The sequence below is a fragment of the Microbacterium sp. Bi128 genome (assembly GCF_918698205.1).
Genome location: NZ_CAKKMM010000645.1, coordinates 1 through 2791, shown reverse-complemented (window position 1 = coordinate 2791; position 2791 = coordinate 1). Strand labels below are relative to the sequence as shown.

At 63.0% G+C, this 2791-nt stretch carries 6 protein-coding genes; 1 reads left to right on the top strand and 5 read right to left on the bottom strand.

Features of this window, described 5'->3' with window-relative positions; all coding sequences use genetic code 11:
- The coding region (locus tag LQV45_RS24240) for an NAD(P)H-dependent oxidoreductase (RefSeq protein WP_230009172.1) at window positions 1-360 on the bottom strand (360 nt) is incomplete at its 3' end.
- Window positions 361-500: 140 nt separating this feature from the next.
- Here LQV45_RS24240 and LQV45_RS24235 point away from each other — a divergent pair.
- The gene (locus LQV45_RS24235; RefSeq protein ID WP_230009171.1) at window positions 501-923 is read left to right on the top strand and encodes a DUF1801 domain-containing protein; all 423 of its coding nucleotides are present in this window, start codon (window positions 501-503) and stop codon (window positions 921-923) included.
- 172 nt (window positions 924-1095) lie between these two features.
- Here LQV45_RS24235 and rplI read toward each other — a convergent pair whose 3' ends face one another.
- The 4 genes from rplI to rpsF form a co-directional block, all read right to left on the bottom strand.
- Window positions 1096-1548, bottom strand: coding sequence for a 50S ribosomal protein L9 (gene rplI / locus LQV45_RS24230; RefSeq protein WP_018775331.1), 453 nt, complete (start codon window positions 1546-1548; stop codon window positions 1096-1098).
- Window positions 1549-1565: 17 nt separating this feature from the next.
- Entirely contained in the window at window positions 1566-1805 is a 240-nt protein-coding gene (gene rpsR / locus LQV45_RS24225; RefSeq protein ID WP_003800144.1) for a 30S ribosomal protein S18, read from the bottom strand.
- Window positions 1806-1930: 125 nt separating this feature from the next.
- Complete coding sequence (locus LQV45_RS24220; protein ID WP_018775330.1) at window positions 1931-2506, bottom strand: single-stranded DNA-binding protein; 576 nt, start codon at window positions 2504-2506, stop codon at window positions 1931-1933.
- A 55-nt stretch (window positions 2507-2561) separates the two neighbouring features.
- Complete coding sequence (rpsF, locus tag LQV45_RS24215) at window positions 2562-2789, bottom strand: 30S ribosomal protein S6 (protein WP_230009170.1); 228 nt, start codon at window positions 2787-2789, stop codon at window positions 2562-2564.
- Window positions 2790-2791 lie beyond the last annotated feature (2 nt).

Below are 2791 nucleotides of genomic sequence, written 5' to 3'. Positions count from 1 at the left end.
GCCGGCGGTGGCCCCGATCAGCACGGCCTTGCCTTCGAGCGCCTTGGGATCGAGCACGTCGATGAAGGACTTGAAAAGCCCGCTGTAGGACGCGCTGAACACGGGGCTGACGGCGATCAGGCCATCAGAGGCCTCGACGCCGGCGATCACTTCGGCGAGCCGCGGAGCCGCATACCCGGTTACAAAGTTGTTCGCGATGTCCACGGCGAGGTCCCGCAACTCCAGGACCTCGATGTCCACGGCGTAGCCGGCCGCGGCAAGCTGCCGCTCGGCCGAGGCCGCCAGCTGGTCCGCGAGCAGGCGGCTTGAGGAGGGGACGCCGAGTCCGGCGGAGATAACGGTGATACGGCGGGTTTCCACGGAGTGCTCCTAAGTTGAATCCTGGTCAGCAACGCGACTACATGCGTTTGCATCTACCTCTAGAAGCGGCGGGCAGGGGGATTTATTCCCGGCCACCCTCCCCGCCTGACAGGAATGTCGCGCTCTGCAAGACTGCCCTCATGGCTGAAAACAAAACGCAGGCAACCGGCGCGTCGGTTCAGGAGTTCCTGGCCGCCGTCGAGCATCCGGTCCGGCGCGCCGACGGGTTCCGCCTGCTGGCACTGATGTCCGAAATAACGGGCGAACCGGCGCAAATGTGGGGTCCGACGATTGTGGGCTTCGGCCGCTACCACTACAAGTACGCGAGCGGCAGGGAGGGCGATGCCGCGGCGGTGGGCTTCTCCCCCAGGAAATCCAGCCTGTCGCTCTACGGCCTGACATATGGACCGGAGGCCGCCGAACTCCTCGGCAGGCTGGGCAGGCACAAGCTCGGCGCCGGCTGCCTGTACGTCAACAAGCTCGACGACGTCGACGAGGCCGTGCTCACCGAACTCGTCCGGCTCGGCTACCGGCATGTCACCACGGCGCTGCACCACGCCTAAGGGGATCCGCCCCGCCAAAGCAACGCGGGGTCACCTACGGCCCATGACGCCGTCCAACATGGACCGCAAGTGACCTCGTGTTGGGGTTAAAGCAGAAGGCCCCCGCCTTCGGTCCTCAGAGAGGTCCGGAGGCGGGGGCCTTCCAGCAGTTCAGGACTGCAGCCGGTGAGGGCTACTTGCCTGCGACTACGTCGAGTTCGATCACAGCGGAAACGTCGTCGTGCAGACGGACGTTTGCCTGGTAGGAACCGGTCGACTTGATGTGTGCCGGCAGTTCAACCTTGCGCTTGTCGATGCGGCCCAGGCCTGCGGCCTCAACAGCGTCGGCCACGTCGCCCTGCTTGACGGTGCCGAACAGGCGTCCGGTTGCGCCAGCCTTGACGACCAGCTTGACCGGCTTGGCGGAGAGTGCAGCAGCCTGCTTCTGAGCGTCTTCCAGGGAAGCGTGCTCGCGGGCAACGCGGGCAGCCTTGATGGACTCAACCTGCTTCTCGCCACCCTTGGACCAGGTCAGGGCGAAGTTGCGGGGCAGCAGGTAGTTACGTGCGTAACCGTCCTTGACCTCGACAACGTCGCCAGCAGCACCGAGACCGGTTACTTCGTGGGTCAGAATGAGCTTTGCCATTTTAGTTAATCCCTTCCTTAGCCGCGGCCAGCGCCGGAGTAAGGCAGCAGAGCAACTTCGCGGGCGTTCTTGATTGCCTGGGCGATCTTGCGCTGTTCCTGCACCGTGACGCCAGTGACGCGACGGGCGCGGATCTTTCCGCGGTCGGAGATGAACTTGCGCAGCAATGCTACGTCCTTGTAGTCGATGACAGTGATGTCAGCGGCCTTCAAGGGGTTGGACTTTGGTTTGGGCTTACGGAGTTCAGCCTTAGCCATCGTGGAGCTCCTATTCGATGGAGCCCGTGGATATTGATCCACGGGATGGTGGTGATCCGGCGCAGTCTGCACCAGACCGCCTTGCGGCGGCCAGTCGGTTTTCGTTGCCGGACCTTAGATGTTGTTTAGAAGGGAGGTTCGGAATCCGGGCCGTTGCCCCAGCCGCCGCCCGCATTGCTGACCCCGGGCGTGGCCCACGGGTCTTCCTGCGCGGCGGGCTGGTTGCCGCCCCATGTCCCACCGGTGTTGCCGCCCTGGTTTGCACCCTGGCCGCCACCGAATCCACCGCCGCTGTTGCCGCCGCCGAAGCCACCCTGACCACCCTGACCGCCGGAGCGCTGGGTGCGGTTGACCTTGGCGTTGGCGTAGCGCAGGCTAGGGCCGATTTCATCGACCTCAAGCTCGATAACGGTGCGCTTCTCGCCTTCTTTTGTTTCGTAGGAACGGCTCTTCAAGCGGCCGGAGACGATAACGCGCATGCCCTTGGTCAGGGACTCGGCGACGTTTTCGGCTGCTTCGCGCCAGACCGAAGCGCGGAGGAACAGGGTTTCCCCGTCCTTCCACTCATTGGACTGCCGGTCGAAGGTGCGGGGAGTAGAAGCGATGGTGAAATTCGCTACGGCCGAACCGGACGGTGTGAACCTGAGTTCGGGGTCATTGGTGAGGTTACCGATAACCGTGATAGTGGTTTCGCCTGCCATCTACTGCCTCCTTGTGCGTTCCTGCGGGGATGAAGATTGAAGGTTGGCCGCTGAATTACTCAGCAACAACTTTCTGCTCTTCGGGGCGGGTGATCTTGGTGCGCATGATGGTCTCGTTGAGACTCAGCTGGCGGTCAAGTTCCTTGGCGGTAGCCGGCTCAGCGGTGAAGTTCACCACGGCGTAGATACCTTCGGACTTCTTCTGGATTTCGTAAGCCAGGCGACGACGGCCCCAGATGTCAACCTTTTCGATGGTTCCACCATCGTTGGTGATGACGTTCAGGA